The organism is Flavobacterium suaedae (assembly GCF_014642915.1).
Taxonomy (GTDB): domain Bacteria; phylum Bacteroidota; class Bacteroidia; order Flavobacteriales; family Flavobacteriaceae; genus Flavobacterium; species Flavobacterium suaedae.
In genome coordinates this window covers 1-15,717 of the sequence record NZ_BMJE01000005.1, presented here as the reverse complement: position 1 = coordinate 15,717, position 15,717 = coordinate 1, and the positions used below count along the sequence as shown (strand labels likewise).

The 15,717-nt window shown below is 35.0% G+C and carries 17 protein-coding genes; 14 read left to right on the top strand and 3 right to left on the bottom strand.

The genetic code is table 11. The annotated features are described in order from the left end of the window. Window position 1: 1 nt before the first annotated feature. A complete protein-coding gene (locus IEW45_RS10245; RefSeq protein WP_188621162.1) occupies window positions 2-607 on the bottom strand; it encodes an NUDIX hydrolase in 606 nt (201 codons plus the stop codon). 7 nt (window positions 608-614) lie between these two features. Here IEW45_RS10245 and pyrE point away from each other — a divergent pair, with 7 nt between their 5' ends. The 4 genes from pyrE (at window position 615) to IEW45_RS10225 (ending at window position 3,090) form a co-directional block, all read left to right on the top strand. Continuing rightward, complete coding sequence (pyrE, locus tag IEW45_RS10240; RefSeq protein ID WP_188621161.1) at window positions 615-1,256, top strand: orotate phosphoribosyltransferase; 642 nt, start codon at window positions 615-617, stop codon at window positions 1,254-1,256. A gap of 27 nt (window positions 1,257-1,283) precedes the next feature. Then, window positions 1,284-1,676 carry an SRPBCC family protein gene (locus IEW45_RS10235; RefSeq protein WP_188621160.1) on the top strand — a complete coding sequence of 131 codons (393 nt, stop codon included), beginning with the start codon at window positions 1,284-1,286 and terminating at the stop codon, window positions 1,674-1,676. A gap of 77 nt (window positions 1,677-1,753) precedes the next feature. Then, on the top strand, window positions 1,754-2,290 hold the full coding sequence (locus IEW45_RS10230) for a hypothetical protein (protein ID WP_188621159.1): 537 nt from the start codon (window positions 1,754-1,756) through the stop codon (window positions 2,288-2,290). Window positions 2,291-2,376: 86 nt separating this feature from the next. Next, complete coding sequence (locus tag IEW45_RS10225; protein WP_188621158.1) at window positions 2,377-3,090, top strand: DUF4241 domain-containing protein; 714 nt, start codon at window positions 2,377-2,379, stop codon at window positions 3,088-3,090. Here IEW45_RS10225 and IEW45_RS10220 read toward each other — a convergent pair. Then, a complete protein-coding gene (locus IEW45_RS10220) occupies window positions 3,087-3,815 on the bottom strand; it encodes a biotin--[acetyl-CoA-carboxylase] ligase (RefSeq protein WP_188621157.1) in 729 nt (242 codons plus the stop codon). The two genes, IEW45_RS10225 and IEW45_RS10220, sit on opposite strands and share 4 nt — an antisense overlap. Before the next feature lie 92 nt (window positions 3,816-3,907). Here IEW45_RS10220 and rsfS point away from each other — a divergent pair, with 92 nt between their 5' ends. The 8 genes from rsfS (at window position 3,908) to IEW45_RS10180 (ending at window position 10,657) form a co-directional block, all read left to right on the top strand. Beyond that, window positions 3,908-4,279, top strand: a complete 372-nt coding sequence (gene rsfS, locus IEW45_RS10215) for a ribosome silencing factor (RefSeq protein ID WP_188621156.1) — start codon at window positions 3,908-3,910, stop codon at window positions 4,277-4,279. A gap of 18 nt (window positions 4,280-4,297) precedes the next feature. Beyond that, entirely contained in the window at window positions 4,298-6,229 is a 1,932-nt protein-coding gene (gene ftsH / locus IEW45_RS10210; RefSeq protein ID WP_188621155.1) for an ATP-dependent zinc metalloprotease FtsH, read from the top strand. 114 nt (window positions 6,230-6,343) lie between these two features. Next, entirely contained in the window at window positions 6,344-6,946 is a 603-nt protein-coding gene (locus IEW45_RS10205; protein WP_188621154.1) for a lactate utilization protein B/C, read from the top strand. Between the two features lies 1 nt (window position 6,947). Next, entirely contained in the window at window positions 6,948-7,754 is an 807-nt protein-coding gene (locus IEW45_RS10200; RefSeq protein WP_188621153.1) for a phosphatidate cytidylyltransferase, read from the top strand. Then, window positions 7,744-8,394, top strand: coding sequence for a phosphatidylserine decarboxylase family protein (locus IEW45_RS10195; protein ID WP_188621152.1), 651 nt, complete (start codon window positions 7,744-7,746; stop codon window positions 8,392-8,394). Before IEW45_RS10200 ends, IEW45_RS10195 begins: the two co-directional genes overlap by 11 nt. A 3-nt stretch (window positions 8,395-8,397) precedes the next feature. Further along, window positions 8,398-8,661, top strand: a complete 264-nt coding sequence (locus tag IEW45_RS10190; RefSeq protein WP_188621151.1) for an acyl-CoA-binding protein — start codon at window positions 8,398-8,400, stop codon at window positions 8,659-8,661. Between the two features lie 141 nt (window positions 8,662-8,802). Continuing rightward, window positions 8,803-9,450, top strand: a complete 648-nt coding sequence (locus IEW45_RS10185; protein ID WP_229665938.1) for a superoxide dismutase — start codon at window positions 8,803-8,805, stop codon at window positions 9,448-9,450. A gap of 112 nt (window positions 9,451-9,562) precedes the next feature. After that, the gene (locus IEW45_RS10180; RefSeq protein WP_188621149.1) at window positions 9,563-10,657 is read left to right on the top strand and encodes a hypothetical protein; all 1,095 of its coding nucleotides are present in this window, start codon (window positions 9,563-9,565) and stop codon (window positions 10,655-10,657) included. Between the two features lie 71 nt (window positions 10,658-10,728). Here IEW45_RS10180 and IEW45_RS10175 read toward each other — a convergent pair whose 3' ends face one another. After that, a complete protein-coding gene (locus tag IEW45_RS10175) occupies window positions 10,729-13,359 on the bottom strand; it encodes a valine--tRNA ligase (RefSeq protein WP_188621148.1) in 2,631 nt (876 codons plus the stop codon). A 163-nt stretch (window positions 13,360-13,522) separates the two neighbouring features. Between IEW45_RS10175 and IEW45_RS10170 the strand changes: the two genes are divergently transcribed. Both IEW45_RS10170 and IEW45_RS10165 read left to right on the top strand, forming a co-directional pair. Further along, window positions 13,523-13,951 carry a DUF1573 domain-containing protein gene (locus IEW45_RS10170; protein ID WP_188621147.1) on the top strand — a complete coding sequence of 143 codons (429 nt, stop codon included), beginning with the start codon at window positions 13,523-13,525 and terminating at the stop codon, window positions 13,949-13,951. Window positions 13,952-14,109: 158 nt separating this feature from the next. Then, window positions 14,110-15,303, top strand: coding sequence for a pyridoxal phosphate-dependent aminotransferase (locus IEW45_RS10165; protein WP_188621146.1), 1,194 nt, complete (start codon window positions 14,110-14,112; stop codon window positions 15,301-15,303). Window positions 15,304-15,717 lie beyond the last annotated feature (414 nt).

Here is a 15,717-nt window from a genome sequence, read left to right as displayed (position 1 = left end):
CCTATTCAGCTAAAACTGACTCTTTCTCAAACAACAGTTTTATATTTTCGTAAGAGTTTGTAAGTGCTTCTTTAATTTCAGCAGGCTTTAACCAAGCTACCTTTTCTATACCTTCCTCTTGCTGCCCTTCCACTACACCATTATATGATGTTTTCATTCTGTACCAAGTGGTAACCTTTAGCTTATACTGCCCGTTACGCTTAAATACATGATAGGTTTTTTGTAGCTTGTCTGTTATTTCAAGCCCTTTTACACCTGTCTCCTCCTCTACTTCACGAATGGCAGTTTCCTTCATGCTTTCGCCTTTCTCAGTACCGCCTTTAGGTAAGTCCCACTTACCATTCCTAAAAATAAAAAGAGCCTTTCCTTTATCATTATAAACAAGTCCGCCACCGGCTTTGGCAACAGCAATTTTCTGCTTCATTTTTTTAAGGATAGCTTTTTCATCAGGGTAATATAAAAGTGCCTTATTTACCTTGTTACTGAACATTTTTATAATAAGTTGTTCAATGTCTACGCTTTCCAGTAAAAAAATCTGAAAATCGGTTTCTTTTTCAACCTTATTTGTTAAAAAAAGCGGCTTATCGTTTACAAAAACTTTATACATTTGCAGTATGATTTTCAACACAGACACAGCTAAAAAAACAGCCGAGTTGCTTTTGCAAATAAACGCAATTAAATTAAATCCCAAAAATCCTTTTACATGGGCTTCAGGCTGGAAATCTCCTATTTATTGTGATAACCGAATAACACTCTCATTTCCTGAAATAAGAGGTTATATAAAACAGGAATTTGCAAAAAAAATAGAAGAAAAATATGGTAAGCCTGATGTTATTGCCGGTGTAGCTACAGGAGCTATTGGTATAGGCATGCTGGTTGCCGAGGCTATGAACCTGCCTTTTGTATATGTTCGCCCTGAGCCTAAAAAGCATGGCAGACAAAACCAAATTGAAGGTTCTTTACAGGAAGGACAAAAAGTAGTTGTTGTAGAAGACTTAATAAGTACGGGGAAAAGCAGCTTACAAGCTGTTGAAGCACTTAAAGCTGCCGGCGCCGAGGTTGAAGGCATGGTTGCTATTTTCACCTATGGTTTTGATGTTTCTACCGAGAACTTTAAAAATACCGGAGTACAGCTTAATACACTAGGCAACTATGACACCCTGCTTGAACTTGCTGCTGCAAAAAGCTACATTACGCAAGAAGAGCAGGAAACTTTAAAAGAATGGAGAAAAAACCCTGCTGAGTGGGGTAAATAATAGTATTTACTAAAAAAATATTGCAATATGAATTTAGACAGTCCAAAAGTTACGGTTGAAAAATCGCAACAATATATATTTGAATCACTATCTGAGGTAAAGAACTTTGAAAAACTTATGCCGGATAATATCGCTAAGTTTGAAGTTACAAGAGATGAATCTTTCATCTTTGCTTTAAAAGGCATGCCTGAAATTAAACTGAAAATGAAGGAAAAGAGTCCTTATAACCAGTTAGTTTTAGGAGCAGCTAGTGATAAACTTCCATTTACACTTACTGGAAATATAAAAGAGCTATCTGAAAACTCAAGTGAAGTACAACTACACTTCGAAGGACAGTTTAACGCTATGATGGCTATGATGGTAAAAGGACCTATCACTAAGTTTTTAGAAACTTTAGCTGGCAATATGCACAAACTGTAATAAAACAATACCGTTATTTAAAGCCTTTTAGTTTACCACTAAAAGGCTTTTTTATTACTTTTATAAAAAACAATGCAATGAAAAGAATACTGCTTTTACTTTTATTAGCACAGCTATTTATATGTAATGCCCAGTCAACTAATGGTGATATAGATATAACCGTATTAAAAGAAGCAAACAAAATGGGAGATGCTTTTGTATCAGGCAACTATGAAAAGTTTGCAAGCTACAGCCATCCTACTGTTGTTACAATGATGGGCGGAAAAGAGCACATGGTATCAGAAATAAAAAGAAGTTTCGGGTTACTAAAAGAAGATGGTATTAAGTTTACAGATGCAAGCTACGGAGAACCTTCGGAAATTATATTGTATGAAGGGCAAATGCAATGCACTTTGCAACAAATGATAGAAATGGAAACCCCTAACGGTACGGTTACAGCTAACTCTATGCTTATAGCCGTTTCTATGGATAATGGAGATAGCTGGTATTTTATAGATCCTTCAGGGAATAATATAACTACAATGCGAAAGGTTATCCCTACACTCAGCCCCATGCTGGATATACCCGTAAAAATGGAGCCTTCTTATGAAGAAGGAGAAACCGAAGAAGATTAATTTTATTTAGAGGTTAAAGATTTTATAAATAACCATAATTACAGATAAGGATTTTGTAATTTCAACTTACCATTATAAAAACAAACATGAAGAATAAAGATAATATAGAAATTCAATATAACCTTGAGGACGATATGGAAACTCAGGAACTGGTTGAAATACATATAGGTGACCTAAACCTACCTACAGGAAAAATAATTGTTGGAGATCCTTTCTTTACACATGAGCAAAGACCTCTTGCCAAAACAGTTGAGCCTGAAAAATATCCTGTTTACATCTACATGTCTGAAATTGACAAACTTCATCATAGAGTAGCTTATGCTAAAATTAAATTCAGACCTGAAGAGGCTACCAGATGGATATTAGCACTTACAGACGATATAACACCCGAAGAAGCGAATGACCTTGATGAAGATGAGTTTTTCGGCTTTCCTGTAGAATCCGGGTTGGCTTGCTTTATTGATGAAGAAACAAACAAAGAACTTATTTCTAAAATAGATGCTTTACAAATAAATTCGCCTGAATCAAATTACTATGATGAGGTACTGGCAGATGAATTTAGAGAATATTCAGGTAAGAACACTTTTTCAAGAGAATTAGGTGACTGGAATGACCATCACCCAAATAAGGATTCTGATAATAATGCTATAATGTTTGCTTCCGGTTGGGGAGATGGCTATTACCCTGCCTACTGGGGAATGGATAAAGATGGTAATACTATAGAACTGGTTATTGATTTTTTAATCAATGATTTTGAAATAGAAGAAGACGAGGACGATATTTTTAAAGAAAGTAACTAATATAACAATCGTACTTCTTTAACTGAATACTCAACAACAGAATCATCTTCAAGTTGTACTTGTAGTTGACCTGTTCGCGAAACGCCTTTTATAATACCCATGAATTTTGAATTATTTTTTTCAAAAGTCATGGGTATATTTTTTTTATATAGTTTTAAGTGGTACTCATCCCAAAGCAATTCTGTAGTATTACTTTGCATAGCCATAACATACAATTTCAGGTATTCCAGTATTTTATGTAATACCTGCTCTTTATTAAACTCCTCCCCCACTTCAACTGACATAGATGTAGCTTTTGGCAGTCCGTTAAAATTACTTTGGTTTACATTTAATCCTATCCCTACAATAGAATGGATAGCGCCATTACTGCCTATATTATTTTCAATTAAAATCCCTGCTGTTTTTTTATTACCTGTCAAAATGTCGTTAGGCCATTTTATTTTAATATTCGGCACATTAAAATACTCTAATGTTTTAGCGACACTAAGCGCAACTGCTACATTAAGGTTAAAAATGGTATTAATTTCAGGCACAGCATCTTTAACCAATACACTAAACGTTAGGTTCTTACCCGGTTCTACACTCCAAACAGCCCCCATTTGCCCTTTCCCTTTAGTTTGATGTTCTGCAACAACAACAGTAAAATTTTCCAGTAATTGTATGTGTAACAACTCTTTTAAATAGTCGTTTGTAGAGTGAATGGCATTGAGTTTGATGATATTCATTAGAAAATTTCAGTGTATATCTTTTTAATCTTATGTTAAGGTTCAAAAATAAATACAAAAAATGATAACTTTGTGGTATATATAAATTTTAAATGGCAGAAAAAAAAATTAGCACAGATGATCTACTAACAAACATCATCAAAGGAATAGAAAACGTAAAGGGTAATGATATAGATATTCTTGACTTACGGGCTATAGAAAATACTGTTTGCGACTATTTTGTAATATGCAACGGTACATCTAACACACAAGTAAATGCCATAGTACAATCCATTCAAAAAACAGTTTCAAAAGCACTTCACGATAAGCCTTGGCATGTAGAAGGTACAGACAACGGCGAATGGGTACTTATGGACTATGTGAACATTGTAGTACATGTTTTCCAAAAGCATGTTAGAGAGTATTACAATATTGAAAGCCTATGGGGAGATGCAAAAATAACATCTATAGAAACCAAAAATTAATAACAACAGTAGCACTACATGTCTAAAAAAGATAATAAACCGAATAAAACTAAAATAAGTCCTTGGCTTATATACGCAGGTATAATAGCCGTATTTATGGCAATAAGCCTTGCAAGCGGAGGATCATCATGGACTGACCCAAAGCCTACTTCTCTTTCTAAATTCTATAATTATTTAGATAAAGGTGAAGTAGACAAGGTAACATTTAGCCAGTCTACAGCTAAAGTATACTTAAAAGAAGATGCTCTTAAAAATGATGAAGAGCATAAAGACGTTAAAAAAGACGTTTTTGGTAATCAAAATAAAGGACCGCACTATTCGCTTGAAATCGGTAACTCTGAACTTTTTCAGAAAAGACTGGACACAGCGCTTGAAGAAGGGAAGTTAAATGTTTACAACCCTGAGCCTGAAAGTATGTGGGGCGATTTATTCCTTACATTATTACCAATACTTGTATTAGTAGCTTTATGGATATTCATGATGCGCCGTATGGCTGGTGGCGGTGCTGCCGGTGGTGGCGGACAGATATTTAATATCGGAAAATCAAAAGCTAAACTTTTTGATGAGAAGAACGATATTAAAGTTACATTTAAAGATGTTGCAGGATTAGAGGGCGCTAAAGAAGAAGTACAGGAAATAGTAGAATTCTTGAAAAACCCTGAAAAATATACCAGTATTGGTGGTAAAATACCAAAAGGAGCATTACTGGTAGGACCTCCCGGTACAGGTAAAACATTACTTGCAAAAGCTGTTGCAGGTGAGGCAAAAGTACCTTTCTTCTCACTTTCTGGTTCTGATTTTGTTGAAATGTTTGTGGGTGTAGGTGCTTCAAGAGTAAGAGACCTCTTTAAGCAAGCCAAAGAAAAATCTCCTGCAATTATATTTATTGATGAGATTGATGCCGTTGGTCGTGCTCGTGGTAAAAATAACTTCTCAGGCTCTAATGATGAACGTGAAAACACCCTGAACCAGTTACTTACCGAGATGGATGGTTTCGGCACAAATACTAACGTAATTGTGCTTGCTGCAACCAACCGTGCGGATGTGTTGGATAAAGCATTAATGCGTGCAGGACGTTTTGACAGACAGATTTATGTTGACCTGCCGGATATTAGAGAGCGTAAAGAAATTTTTGAGGTACATTTAACGCCTCTTAAAAAATCAGAAGATTTAGATACTGATTTCCTTGCAAAACAAACACCTGGATTCTCTGGTGCTGATATTGCTAATGTATGTAACGAAGCAGCGCTTATTGCTGCCAGAAAAGATAAGAAAGCTGTAGATAAACAAGACTTCCTTGATGCTGTTGACAGAATTGTTGGCGGTCTTGAAAAGAAGAATAAAATTATATCTAAAGAAGAAAAAAGAGCTATTGCAATACACGAAGCAGGTCATGCAACTATAAGCTGGATGCTGGAACACGCTCACCCATTGGTAAAAGTAACTATAGTACCAAGAGGGCAAAGTTTAGGTGCTGCATGGTACTTACCGGAAGAAAGGCTTATAGTAAGACCGGACCAAATGCTTGATGAAATGTGTGCTACTATGGGCGGACGTGCTGCCGAGAAAGTTATTTTTGATAAAATATCTACAGGAGCATTGAGCGACCTTGAAAAGGTTACAAAGCAGGCACGTGCAATGGTTACTATATACGGTCTTAACGACAAGCTTGGTAATATTACGTATTACGATTCAAGCGGACAAAGTGAATATAACTTCTCTAAACCATACTCTGAGGAAACTGCAAAAACTATTGACAAAGAAATATCTGAATTAATAGAGGCACAGTACTTAAGAGCTATTAAAATATTAGAAGAAAATAAAGATAAGCTTATACAACTTGCTGATATTTTAATTGAAAAAGAAGTTATCTTTAAAGATGATCTTGAAAAAATATTCGGACAAAGACCTTTTCAAAGTCCAGAACCTGAAGTAAGTACTGAGCTTTAATACCAGGCTAAACCTAAAATTTTATAAAAATCTTAATTCGATTCTTTAATTGAATTAAGATTTTTTTATCTTTGGGTTACTTCTGCATAAATTATAGGGAATATAACACAATATATGGGGCTTTTTAAAAGAATTTTTGGCGGCGGGACAGATGTTACTAATGAAGAAAAAAAATCAGAGTCCAGTCCTTTTCTTCCGGAAGAACAACTGCCTACCGATGAACTTTTTACTACCAATTTCAAAAAAAATGGCGGTAAATTTCTGTATTGTGACAATCTTTCTGAAGTACATGAGCAATTCCTGAACATACTGGAAGAAAACGATTGGTTTGAGTGCGAAGCACTTTGCTATAACGAGAAGCTATATGGCCTTTTAGAAGAAAACAAGTTAATGTATAACAGCCCTAAAAAACCAAAATTTTTATTGGCAGGCTGTGAAAACTTAATAGCAAATGAAGGCTCTATATTATTGTCTTCAAAACAAATTAAACAAAATAAGCCTAATGAACTTCCTGCTAACATTGTAATTTTTGCTACTACAAGCCAAATTGTAAAAGCAAAAAGTGACGGACTTAGGTTTATAAAACAAAAATACGAGAAAGAATATCCTACTAATATTACTACCATTAAATATTTTGAAAAAGCAAAAGTTGAAGATTTTTTACAATACGGAACCGATCCTAAAAACCTTTACTTATTGCTTTTAGAAGACCTGTAACATGAAGGAAAACATTGTAAGGGCACTATCGGGCATTATTTACATTATTCTGCTTTTAGGTGCAACCCATTATTCTCCTATTAGTTTTTCCATACTTTTCGGGCTTTTTCTTTTAATAGCTATAACAGAATTTTGCCGCTTAGTGTGCTTAAAGCAAACCCTGCCTATATTGTTAGGTGGTTTAGGCTACCTGCTATTTGGCTATATTGTAAACAACAATCCTGTTAATAATATACTCTTAACGATAGGCGCACTTGTTGTGTCAGTTGTATTAATGTATGAACTCTTTTCAGTTAAAAGCAAGGAGAAAGATACACTTGCCAAATACGTTACCTTAATCGGTTACATCATTATACCATTTCTGCTTATTATTAAACTTCCTTTTTTACAGGACGATTATAACCCAAACATAATAATAGGAATGTTTATACTTATGTGGACAAACGATACTTTTGCGTATCTTGTAGGTAAGAATTTCGGTAAGCATAAGTTATACGAAAAAATATCTCCTAAAAAAACAGTAGAAGGTTTTATAGGCGGTTTAGTTTTCACTATTTTGTGTGGCTATGTAATTAGTACATTCTATAACTTTTTACCTGTTGTACACTGGGTAATTATGGCTGCAGTATTAGTTATATTTGGCAGTACAGGCGATTTAGTAGAATCAAAGTTTAAAAGAACGGCGGGAGTAAAAGACAGCGGAAATATTATGCCGGGACACGGTGGAATACTTGACCGATTAGATAGTATTATATTTGCAATACCTTTCTTATTTTTGTATCTTCAAATTATAAATTATGTTTCATAAAGAAGGAGCCAAAATCATATTAATAACCTTAACCATAAGTGTTGCGGTTGTTTTATTAGCTGAACAGTATATTTACAGCTACTGGCTGGTAAAAGCCATACAATTTTTTGCACTTGTGTTTATGATACTCGTGCTACAGTTTTTCAGAAACCCTAAACGTAGCGTAGAGGTATCAGACCATCATATACTGGCTCCTGTGGACGGTAAGATAGTTGTTATAGAAGAGGTATATGAGCCTGAGTATTTTAAAGAAAAGAGACTTCAGGTATCAATATTTATGTCTCCTATAAATGTACACGTAACGCGCTACGCTGCAAACGGACTGATAAAATTCAGTAAATACCATGCAGGTAAATATTTAGTTGCATGGCACCCAAAAGCAAGTGAAGAAAACGAGCGTACTACTGTAGTTATAGAAACAAAACTGTTTGGAGACGTGTTATACAGGCAAATTGCAGGTGCTTTAGCAAGACGTATAGTAAATTATGCTAAAGAAGGTATGCAGGTAGTACAAGGTGCAGATGCCGGTTTTATAAAATTTGGTTCGAGAGTAGATATATTTTTACCTATAGGTACTGAAGTAAATGTAAAGCTGAATGAAAAAGCTGTAGGAGGAAAAACAATAATCGCAACAAAATAGTAAATGCAGGAAAAGGACCTAGATACCCTTTTTCAGGAGGCGTATGAAAAAGCTTCTAATATGACGGAATCTATTCCGCCGGATATGATGTTGCGAGTTTATGCCTACTATAAACAAGCAACACAAGGCAAAGAACAGTTACGCTACTTTCAAACATCTGATTTGCGTGACGGTTTTAAAATGAATGCCTGGATGCAAGTAAAACACCTATCGCCTGAAGAAGCAAAAAAATTATATATAGAAACTATAAATTCACTAATTAAATAAAAAATAATTATGAAAAAAGTAAAAGTTTTATTTGCTGCAATTGTACTTACAACAGCATTTCAATCTTGTAAAGAAAACGACAACGACTTAAAAGAAGTAGAAGTACCTTCTGAACCTGTTGAAGAAACAGCAACTACAGAAATGGGGAATCCTGCCGATGTAAAAGCAGATGGGGGTAGTTTCCAAATAGTAGCACTACCCTACGCTTACGATGCTTTAGCACCAAATATAGATGCTAAAACAATGGAAGTACATTACTCGAAACACTATGTGGGATATACTAATAAACTTAACAAGGCTATAAAAGGAACTGATTTGGAAAACAAATCAATAGAAGAAATCCTTAAAGGACTGGACATGAATAATACTGCTGTAAGAAATAATGGTGGCGGATATTACAACCACTCTTTATTTTGGGAAGTTATGGGTCCTAACGGTGGCGGTGAACCAAGTGGAAAACTTGCAGAGGCAATTAACAATGATTTAGGTTCTTTTGAAAACTTTAAAACCCAGTTTACTGATGCAGCTTCTAAACAGTTTGGTTCAGGCTGGGCATGGTTAGTAGTTGATAAAGACGGTAAACTAAAAGTTACCAACACACCTAATCAGGATAACCCATTAATGCCTGGCGCAGAAGTACAAGGTACTCCTATACTTGGTCTTGATGTTTGGGAACACGCCTATTACCTAAACTACCAAAACAAAAGACCAGAATATATTAATGCATTTTACAATGTAATAAACTGGGAGAATGTTGCTAAAAAGTATGATGCCGCAACAGCACAATAATACTGAAAAACATACAAACATATTAATCCGCCTACCGGGCGGATTTTGTTTTTATATAAGTTGTTTGTTTGCAAAAAAAGTCACATTTTTGAATACTTAACACTAATTTAAAATGAAATATACATATTCACTGGCAATAGCTTTATTTGTGCTGATTTCCTGCAAAAAAGAAGATAAGGTTTCTGAGCAAATAATAGACAGAAGCAATACAGATTGGGAGTTTTACAGCCTTAAAGGAAACGTAAAATCTATTTCTTTAAAATCTAATGAAATAGATAAAACAAATCTTGATGCAAACATTATAAAGCATGAAATCTCTACAGAGCATAATAAAGATTTAGAGTTTAATGAAGTGGGTATGCTTGTTTTAGAAAAAAAACAAAATAGTTCCGGTGGTCCTTATGAACAGACAAAATATAATGGACAAAACAAAAAACTGGAAAAAATACAGTACATAAATAACGAGCCTGGTATTAAAACTGTTTTTGAGTGGAATGAATCAGGAGAGAACAATACTTCAATTACCCGAAGAAATCCTGATAACAGCCAGATAGATCGAAAAGTTTTAAAGTATGAAGCCGGTAAACTTGCTGAAAAGTTAACCTTTAACAGGCAGGATAAGCTTGTAGATAAAGTAACTTATGTATATGATGATAACGGTAACCTAACAGGTGAAAACTTATACCTGAATAATGATAAAGTAGTGGTGAAAAATGCGTATAAGTACAATGAGAATAATCAGAAGGTTTCGTATACACGTTATGATAAGAACTCTGAAATACTTTTTAATACTCAATACGAATATAAAGGCGACAATCTTATTTTAGAAGAGACAAGAGGCAAAGAAGGAGAAGTTGAGTATTCAAGAAAAATGACTTATGATGATAATGGAAACATGCTTTCTAAAATTTCTTATGACTCGTATGATGATAGCGAAACCATAGAAAAGTTTGTATATGATGGAAAAGGCAATAAAGTAACATGGGATGTTCAGAAGAATGGAGAACCGTTTTTAAAAATAAACTATACGTATAATGAAAATGGTGACGTTACCGGTGTAAGAACATATAATAATATTGGTAAAGCCATAGAGGAAAGAAAATATACGTATAACTATGATAAAGAAGGCAACTGGATTAAGAAAAGTATATATATTGACGGAGAATTAAAATTTGTTGAGCAAAGAGATATTACTTATTACAATTAAGTAACTTCAATTTAAGTGATAAAAAAAGCAGCCATTATGGCTGCTTTTTTAGTTATACTTTATTCAGTAAATTATTTAAGACTTGCTAAACTTTGCTCTATAGTAGCAATTTTAGCTAAAGCATCTGCTTCTTTCTGTTTCTCCATAGCTACCACTTTTTCAGGAGCACCATTTACAAACTTTTCATTTTTCAGTTTACCTTGCACTGATTTTAAAAAGCCTTTTGTATAGTTAAGTTCTTCTGTAAGCTTAGCTATTTCCTCTTCTACATTTATAGCTCCCGAAACAGGAATATAGTACTCGTTTGATTTTACCCTAAACGTAAGTGCACCGTTTACAGCTTCAGTTATGTATTCTAAATCGTCAACATTACCCAGCTTGGTAATTATACTGTCAAATTCTGTAGTAGCCTTTTCATTATTAACCACTTTTAGCGAAACAGTATCTTTAAACGGAATGTTTTTATCTTTCCTTATAGAACGGATACCCGAAACTACTTCAGCAGCCATTTCAAAGCTGTTTACTATACTTTCATTTGTTTCTTTACGCTCAGGCCACTTCGATACAATTAAAGCTTCTTCTGTACTTCTGTCATCAATGTACTGCCAAATTTCCTCAGTAAGGAAAGGCATAAACGGATGAAGCAGTTTAAGGTTATTTTCAAGCATTTCAATAGCTTTTTCCTTAGTAGCTTTATCAATTGGCGCTTGGTAAGCAGGTTTTATTATCTCTAAGAACCAAGAACAGAAATCATCCCATACCAACTTGTATATAGCCATTAACGCATCAGATATTCTGTACTTTTCAAAATGGTCTTCTATTTCTGCAAGCGTTTTCTGGAATTTAGCCTCATACCACTCAATCGCTTTTTTACTGTGGTCAGGCTGCTCAATATCGCTTACCTCCCACTGCTGAATCAATTTAAAAGAGTTCCATATTTTATTAGCAAACCCTTTACCTTGGTTACAAAGCTCTTCATCAAACATTATATCGTTACCGGCAGAAGCACTTAACAGAAGTCCTACCCTTACACCATCAGCACCAAACTTTTCAATTAATTCTAATGGGTCTGGTGAGTTACCTAATGATTTAGACATTTTACGTCTTTGCTTATCACGAACCAAGCCGGTAAGGTAAACATTAGTAAAAGGCTTCTCCCCTGCATACTCATACCCTGCCATAATCATTCTGGCAACCCAGAAGAAAAGAATATCAGGACCTGTTACCAAGTCGTTAGTAGGGTAATAATATTTATATTCTTCATTTTCAGGGTCTAATATTCCTCCGAAAACTGACATAGGCCATAACCATGAAGAGAACCAAGTATCCAGTGCATCAGGGTCTTGTTTAAGGTCATTAGCTGTCAGGCTACTATTTCCTGTTCTTTCTTTAGCAAGTTCGAGAGCTTTATCAGCAGTTTCAGCAACTACAAAATCTTCTTTACCCTCACCATAGTAATAAGCAGGTATTTGCTGCCCCCACCATAATTGGCGCGATATATTCCAGTCACGAATGTTCTCCATCCAGTGACGGTAGGTATTATCAAAACGTTTAGGATGAAGTTTTACTTCTTCCGTTTCCAAAACAGCTTTAATAGCAGGTGCTGCAAGGTCTTTCATTTTTAAGAACCACTGGTCAGAAAGCCTTGGCTCTATAACCGCTTTAGTTCTTTCACTTGTACCTACTTTATTTACATGGATTTCTACTTTAGTCATGTAACCTTTGTCCTCCAGTTCTTGTGATATTTCATCACGAACCACAAAACGGTCTTTGCCTTGGTAATGTAACCCTTGGCTGTTTAATGTAGCATCTTCATTAAAGATATCTATTATCTCAAGATTGTGTCTTTCGCCAAGCTCTTTATCATTTACATCATGCGCAGGAGTTACTTTAAGGCAACCTGTACCAAACTCCATATCCACATACTCATCAAAAATAATAGGGATAACACGATTCACTATCGGTACAATAGCCTTTTTACCTTTAAGGTGTGTATATCGCTCATCATTCGGATTAATACAAATAGCAGTATCTCCTAAAATCGTTTCCGGTCGTGTAGTTGCTATAGTAATAAAGTCTTCCGAACCCTCTATTTGATATTTTAAATGATATAATTTTCCTTGTCTTTCTTCATAATGTACTTCTTCATCCGAAAGTGTTGTTTTTGCCTCAGGATCCCAGTTTACCATACGGTAACCTCTGTATATTAATCCTTTGTTGTACAAATCAACAAACGAACGTATTACCGAAGCACTCATATCATCATCCAGAGTAAACTTAGTACGTTCCCAATCACATGAAGCGCCCAGTTTTTTAAGCTGCTCCAGTATTACACCTCCATACTTGTCCGTCCAGTCCCAAGCGTGCTTTAAAAATGCATCGCGAGTTAAATCACTCTTTTTAATTCCTTCCTCTCTCAGTTTCGCTACAACTTTAGCCTCAGTAGCAATAGAAGCATGGTCTGTACCCGGAACCCAGCAGGCATTATAGCCTTTAAGGCGTGCTCTCCTGATAAGTACATCCTGTATAGTATTATTAAGCATGTGCCCCATATGAAGGACTCCCGTTACATTGGGCGGAGGGATTACAATAGTGTAAGGCTCTCTTTCATCTGGTTCAGAATGAAAATAATTATTTTTCATCCAGTAGTCATACCATTTTTGCTCTGCCGCTTTGGCATCAAATTGCGCTGGAATTGTCATAGTTTTTTATAATGTATAATATTCCCGATGATTACGGTGTAATTTTTGTACTGTTCTGTGCAAAAGTAACCATATATATAAATTAAAAAAAACAGTATTCAATATTTGCGCTTTAAAGCAAACTGATTATTTTTACAATATCGTTCATTAAAAACAACAACTAATGAAAAAACTATTAAGTTTAGTAGCATTCATAATTATATCTGCTGCTACATATGCACAAACAGGACCACAGATTGAGTTTGAATCTGATGAGATTGATTACGGAACAGTGTATAAAGGAGAAGATGATGGTATTCGTACAATTAAGTTTACCAATACAGGAGATGAGCCTTTAGTGATAAGTAACGTAAAGTCCAGTTGTGGGTGTACTGTACCTTCTAAACCTACAGAACCTATCCTTCCGGGTAAGTCAGATACTATTCAGGTAAAATACAATATGCGTCCGGGACCTATACGCAAAACTATCACAATAATGTCTAATGCTACCAACCACGAAAACGGAGTTGTGGCTATAAAGATAAAAGGAAACGTAGTTGCACCGGAAAATGTAAATGTACTGGAAAAGAAAAAAGCATTGCCAAGTCAGTAAAAAACAATAACATACAAATAAAAAAGCTCCGAAATTTGGAGCTTTTTTATTTTATAACAATTTATGTTTAATAAATATCAAATTTCACCCCTATATTATTGCAGAATATGTAAAAAATATTGCAAATTTGCCCAACTCATTTATAAAAGTTTTATGCTATGCCTAAAGTATCTCTAAAAGGGCAAGAAATGCCTGAATCACCGATAAGAAAGTTGGTTCCCTTTTCAGAAGCGGCAAAGGAAAAAGGTCTTAAAGTATATCACCTTAACATAGGTCAGCCGGATATAAAAAGTCCGGTCGCAGCACTTGATGCTGTTAAAAACAACATTCCTGAAATTTTGGAATATAGCCATTCCGCAGGTATGGAGAGCTATAGAAAAAAGCTTGCCGAATATTACCAGAAAAATGATATTGAAGTCGATATGGCCGATATCATTATCACTACGGGTGGATCAGAAGCATTACTTTTTGCTATGGGAAGTACTATGGACAATGGAGATGAAATAATTATCCCCGAACCTTTTTATGCCAATTATAATGGATTTTCGGTAGCTTCAGGAGTAAAAGTAGTACCTGTAATATCTAAAATAGAGGATGATTTTGCATTACCTCCTATTTCAGAATTTGAAAAGCTGATTACACCAAAAACAAAAGCAATATTAATCTGTAACCCCGGTAACCCAACAGGATACCTTTATACAGAAGAAGAAATACATCAACTAGCTGAATTAGTAAAAGAACATGATCTTTTCCTAATAGCAGACGAAGTATATCGCGAATTTACCTATGATGGTGGTGAACACTATTCTATAATGAATGTTTCAGGGATAGAAGAACACGCCATAATGATTGATTCCGTTTCTAAACGTTACAGTATGTGCGGAGCAAGAATTGGCTGTGTAGTGTCTAAAAACAAAGCTGTAATGTCAGCAGCAATGAAATTTGCACAAGCAAGACTAAGCCCTCCTACCCTTGCACAAATAGCTAGTGAAGCAGCTCTTGATACACCACAGTCATATTTTGATGATGTAATAAAAGAGTACAAAGACAGACGCGATACTTTAATAAACGGACTCAGCCAGATAGAAGGTGTAAAAATAGCAGTACCTAAAGGTGCTTTCTATTGTATAGCAAAACTGCCTATAGATGATGCAGACAGATTCGCACAGTGGCTATTAGAAAACTTTGAATTAGACGGAGAAACTATAATGGTAGCCCCTGCCGCAGGTTTCTATTCATCTCCAAACGTAGGTATAACCGAAATACGTATAGCCTATGTACTTAAGAAAGAAGATTTAATACGTTCTATAGAAATATTAAAAGAAGCTATAAAACAATATAACAATCAATAGATTCTATTATATATTACTTAACTAACTCAACTTTAAAAAAGCCTTACAGTATACTGTAAGGCTTTTTTGTTTTAATACATAAACATTTTTAAAACATATAAGCTTAAATAAACTTCAAGCATTTTTCCATCACTTATAACAACTATATATTACCAAAGTATAAAGTCCCCCCTCATACATAAAACAAAAAGCCTGCTCAATGAGCAGGCTTTTATCTTTATCAAAACGAACTAAAATTGTCTGTAGTTACGATTTCTTCATTATTTACTTACCTATCTTTTAAGAGCAAAGTGCGCCTTAAACTCACGGGTAACTTCAGTTGGCACCTGACCCATTACCGGTTCACCGCTATCAGGGTCTACAATCGGTGTCCCGTCAGGATTGGTAAGGGGTACTAACTGGATGATGTACTCG

Excerpts from the sequence above, each read along its gene's own strand:
- IEW45_RS10175 (WP_188621148.1), bottom strand. The coding sequence starts at position 13,359 with ATGACAATTCCAGCGCAATTTGATGCCAAAGCGGCAGAGCAAAAATGG.
- IEW45_RS10235 (WP_188621160.1), top strand. The coding sequence starts at position 1,284 with ATGAATTTAGACAGTCCAAAAGTTACGGTTGAAAAATCGCAACAATAT.
- IEW45_RS10185 (WP_229665938.1), top strand. The coding sequence starts at position 8,803 with ATGGGGAATCCTGCCGATGTAAAAGCAGATGGGGGTAGTTTCCAAATA.
- IEW45_RS10195 (WP_188621152.1), top strand. The coding sequence starts at position 7,744 with ATGTTTCATAAAGAAGGAGCCAAAATCATATTAATAACCTTAACCATA.
- IEW45_RS10225 (WP_188621158.1), top strand. The coding sequence starts at position 2,377 with ATGAAGAATAAAGATAATATAGAAATTCAATATAACCTTGAGGACGAT.
- IEW45_RS10230 (WP_188621159.1), top strand. The coding sequence starts at position 1,754 with ATGAAAAGAATACTGCTTTTACTTTTATTAGCACAGCTATTTATATGT.
- IEW45_RS10205 (WP_188621154.1), top strand. The coding sequence starts at position 6,344 with ATGGGGCTTTTTAAAAGAATTTTTGGCGGCGGGACAGATGTTACTAAT.
- IEW45_RS10170 (WP_188621147.1), top strand. The coding sequence starts at position 13,523 with ATGAAAAAACTATTAAGTTTAGTAGCATTCATAATTATATCTGCTGCT.
- rsfS (WP_188621156.1), top strand. The coding sequence starts at position 3,908 with ATGGCAGAAAAAAAAATTAGCACAGATGATCTACTAACAAACATCATC.
- ftsH (WP_188621155.1), top strand. The coding sequence starts at position 4,298 with ATGTCTAAAAAAGATAATAAACCGAATAAAACTAAAATAAGTCCTTGG.
- IEW45_RS10245 (WP_188621162.1), bottom strand. The coding sequence starts at position 607 with ATGTATAAAGTTTTTGTAAACGATAAGCCGCTTTTTTTAACAAATAAG.
- IEW45_RS10180 (WP_188621149.1), top strand. The coding sequence starts at position 9,563 with ATGAAATATACATATTCACTGGCAATAGCTTTATTTGTGCTGATTTCC.
- pyrE (WP_188621161.1), top strand. The coding sequence starts at position 615 with ATGATTTTCAACACAGACACAGCTAAAAAAACAGCCGAGTTGCTTTTG.
- IEW45_RS10165 (WP_188621146.1), top strand. The coding sequence starts at position 14,110 with ATGCCTAAAGTATCTCTAAAAGGGCAAGAAATGCCTGAATCACCGATA.
- IEW45_RS10200 (WP_188621153.1), top strand. The coding sequence starts at position 6,948 with ATGAAGGAAAACATTGTAAGGGCACTATCGGGCATTATTTACATTATT.
- IEW45_RS10190 (WP_188621151.1), top strand. The coding sequence starts at position 8,398 with ATGCAGGAAAAGGACCTAGATACCCTTTTTCAGGAGGCGTATGAAAAA.
- IEW45_RS10220 (WP_188621157.1), bottom strand. The coding sequence starts at position 3,815 with ATGAATATCATCAAACTCAATGCCATTCACTCTACAAACGACTATTTA.